The sequence below is a fragment of the Paenarthrobacter sp. CM16 genome (assembly GCF_013179505.1).
Classification (GTDB): domain Bacteria; phylum Actinomycetota; class Actinomycetes; order Actinomycetales; family Micrococcaceae; genus Arthrobacter.
The window spans coordinates 1-3,395 of the sequence record NZ_JABMCX010000397.1 but is presented as its reverse complement, the minus strand read 5'-3'; the positions used below and the strand labels follow the sequence as shown (position 1 = coordinate 3,395).

The 3,395-nt window shown below is 62.6% G+C and carries 2 protein-coding genes and 1 pseudogene; 2 read left to right on the top strand and 1 reads right to left on the bottom strand.

Annotated elements, in window-relative coordinates; genetic code table 11:
• The coding region (locus HP499_RS22370) for an HNH endonuclease (protein WP_172326288.1) at nt 1–511 on the top strand (511 nt) is incomplete at its 5' end.
• A 38-nt stretch (nt 512–549) separates the two neighbouring features.
• On the opposite strand, the gene HP499_RS22365 is transcribed toward HP499_RS22370, so the two are convergent.
• Nucleotides 550–2,010 carry an amino acid permease gene (locus HP499_RS22365; protein WP_172326287.1) on the bottom strand — a complete coding sequence of 487 codons (1,461 nt, stop codon included), beginning with the start codon at nt 2,008–2,010 and terminating at the stop codon, nt 550–552.
• Nucleotides 2,011–2,278: 268 nt separating this feature from the next.
• On the opposite strand from HP499_RS22365, the pseudogene HP499_RS22360 reads away from it, so the two are divergent.
• Nucleotides 2,279–3,395 (top strand): annotated as a pseudogene (locus HP499_RS22360) (hypothetical protein); the annotation flags it as partial.

The window sequence follows — 3,395 nt, the reverse complement described above, 5'->3', positions numbered from 1 at the left end:
TCGCGCGCTCTTCCAAGGGGATGCCGAACCCGCCCGACTCGAAGGCTACGGAATCGTACCCGCGGAATGGGCAAGGGCGCTTCTTGCTGAGGAACCATCCGGGTCCGAGGACCAGCATCATCGCAGCGAATTCACAGTGTTGCTCCGCCGCCTCTACACCGCTCCCGGCAGCGGCGAACTCTTGACGATGGACTCCAGAGCTCGATTCTTCCCGCAAAGGTTGCGGCGCTTCATCAACATCCGGGACAACACATGCCGTACCCCGTACTGCGACGCGCCCATCCGGCACATCGACCACATCATTCCATGGCATTCGGAAGGCGGCACAAACCTCCGAAACGCAGCCGGTCTTTGCGAAACCTGCAACCAAACCAAGGAAAATCCGGGCTGGAACGCCGCGAGCATGCCCGGTGAGGTGCACACACTTCAGGTCCGCACTCCCACCGGGCATAGCTACCAATCCAAAGCACCACCGTTGCCGGGGCACAAGTCCACACGCCTCAGAAGCTGAGGCTGGAGCGCCTTCAACAACAAGAGGCCTTCAACAAATTAGCTTGCCTTCACCACGGGGATGGCGGCCGTCTCGTCCACCAGCTCTGCCCGGCGAAGGCCACCCCCGCGGACCCACAGTTTGTAGGCCACGAACAAAAGGACCAGCCAGGTGCCGCCCACATAGAGCGCTATCCGCGTGTCCTCGAAGACGCCGAGGATCACGATCACCATTGCCATGAACGCCATGGTCAGGATTGACGCGATGGGCCACAAAGGCGACCCGAATTCCGACGCCGGCAGGCCCTTGCGCTTGATCTCCCGCTTCATGGCAACGTGCGACGCCAGGATCATCACCCAGACCCACACGGTGGCAAAGGTAGCGATCGAGGCGATGAGCACGAACACGTCCTCCGGGATGACGGCGTTCAGCACGACGCCCACCAGCAGGATGCCGCCCATCATCAGCACGGTCATCCACGGAACTCCGTGCCGGGAGATCTTGCTGAAGCTCTTGGGCGCATGACCCTGCTGTGCCAGGCCGAACAGGATGCGTCCGGCCCCGAAAATGTCGCTGTTGATCGCCGAGAGAGCAGCCGTAATCACCACGGCGTTGAGGATGTGAGGCGCCGCGGGGATGCCCAGACCGTCGAAGATCTGCACGAACGGGCTCCCGCTGCTTCCGATCTCGTTCCAGGGGAAGATGCTCATCAGCACGCCGAGGGTCAGCACGTAGAAGAGCAGCACACGGACGGGAACAGTGTTAACTGCCTGCGGGATGACCTTCTTGGGGTTGGTGGCCTCGCCGGCCGTGATACCGATCGTTTCGATCCCACCAAAAGCAAACATCACGACGGCGAACGCGGCCAGGAGCCCCTCGAAACCGTTCGGGAACAAACCGCCATGGTTCACCAGGTTCCCCAGCCCCGGTGCCACTCCACCGCCGTCGCCGGTTTGGAAACCGAACACGACAATCGCCGCACCGCCCACAATCATGGCGATGATCGCCACAACCTTGATCAGGGAGAACCAGAACTCCAGCTCTCCGAAGACCTTCACACTGAGCAGGTTCATGGCGCCAAGGAACAGGATGATCGCGAGCACCCAGATCCATCTGTCCACTTGCGGGAACCAGAAGCCCATGTAGATGCTGAAGGCCGTGACGTCGGCAATAGCCACAATCGCCATCTCGAACACGTAGGTCCACCCGGTCACAAAGCCGGCGAAAGGCCCCAGATACTTGGACGCGTACTGGCCGAAGGAGCCGGACACGGGGTGTCGGACGGCCATTTCACCGAGGGCGCGCATCACCATGAACACGGCTGCGCCGCCGATGATGTAGGCCAGCAGGACAGCCGGGCCGGCTTTTTGGATGGCAGAGGCAGAGCCGTAGAAGAGGCCGGTACCGATTGCGGATCCGAGGGCCATGAAGCGGATGTGGCGGACGTTCAGGCCTCGGCTGAGCGCCGTACCCGCGGCTTGGAGGACAGAGTTCTCCGCAGCCAGCTTGGTTTGTTGCATAGTAAAACCTTCTCGTCTTTGGGAGGGAATCGCTATCCAGCAGATCACTTTTGAGCCCCTTGTGATCGGACTCACGGGCGTTTGGTGTCTTTGATCGCAGACAGTGCGTTTTACGAGCGGGCACGGCCTTGCGGGAGGGTGGTCAAAGTCATAGTCCGGGGTCGGATATGATGACCGCGGACAGCTCATCAAACCGGTCAGGCATCCCTCGCTTTTAGCGTCGCCCCCCTTGAATTCAGCGCTGCCATCGCATCCTTATGGGGGACTTTTGATTTCTGTATTTCGCCGGGCCCGACGCCGTTTGACCGCTGCCGCTGTTGCCATTGCGGCTGGCTCATCCTTGCTCTTTGCTGCCCCCGCGCAGGCTTACGACACCCCGGATTTTGAGGTCCCGAGCGCTTCCCAGGCTCCCTTGGCGTATGTGCAGCGGGCTTCGGATGCTGCCGGAGTCATGGAGCTGTGGAGGACAGGTGGCCCAGCGACCCGCGCCGCCGCCGCGGCAGCGCTGATTGGCGGGGCAGCCGCGGTCCAGGCATTCGTCGACGGCGGACAGGACGCGCCGCTGGCAGCGGACCGCAAGCAGTTGGTCGCCGAGCTGGCGGAGCGGGGGAGTGAGCATGTGCGCTCGAAAGCGAAGGAGATTCTGGCCTCCAACAACCCCGCGCTGATCGATGCGTTCCTCGCCACCGGCTGGGAGAGCACGTGGAGGGTGGACCTCAAAACAGTTGCCTACTACTTCACCGAGTACAACAATGGCCTGGTCCAGCGCGAGGCTCAGAAGAGCCTTGATGAAGGCCAGCAAGCAGTCGAAGAGTTCGTCCTGAGCGGCTGGATGGTCAAGGCCCAGGTGTCGGACCGACAGGCAGCGTACGCACTGATCGCCTCGTTCAACCCCGCGGTTTCAGCCGGAGCCAAGACCGCTCTCGCCACCACAGAGCCCGCCGCCGATGCCGCGAAGGTTGCTGATTACCTCCGCTACGGCCAGTTCGTCGCAGGCGACCACCACACTGAGTCGGCTGCCACTACTGCCCTTCTCCAGCAGGTCAAAGCTGACGTGAAGGCCAACCCGGCGGGAGACGCAGGAGTCGCAGACCGTGCGAAGACCGCCGTCGAGCAAGCACGCAACACTGCCGCCGCTGCCCGCACAGCAGACTCGGCCCGCTTGGTTGCCGACAGGGACCTCCTGAGCGCCCATGCTGTTCCGCGCGGAGCCCTGGATAAAGCGACACTGGTTTCGGAGAAGCCGGCCAGGGAAGCGTTTGCCGCTGCAGCCAAGGAATTGCCGGGACTTCTGGCTGCCCTTTCGGCGCCTGATGCCGATCCCGAAGCCCTGATCAAGGAAGCCCGCCAAGCCACGCTGGATCTCGCGCTGGTGGGCACGCCAG

Bases quoted from the DNA above. Each gene is read 5' to 3' on its own strand.
- HP499_RS22365 (WP_172326287.1), bottom strand. From the start codon at position 2,010: ATGCAACAAACCAAGCTGGCTGCGGAGAACTCTGTCCTCCAAGCCGCG.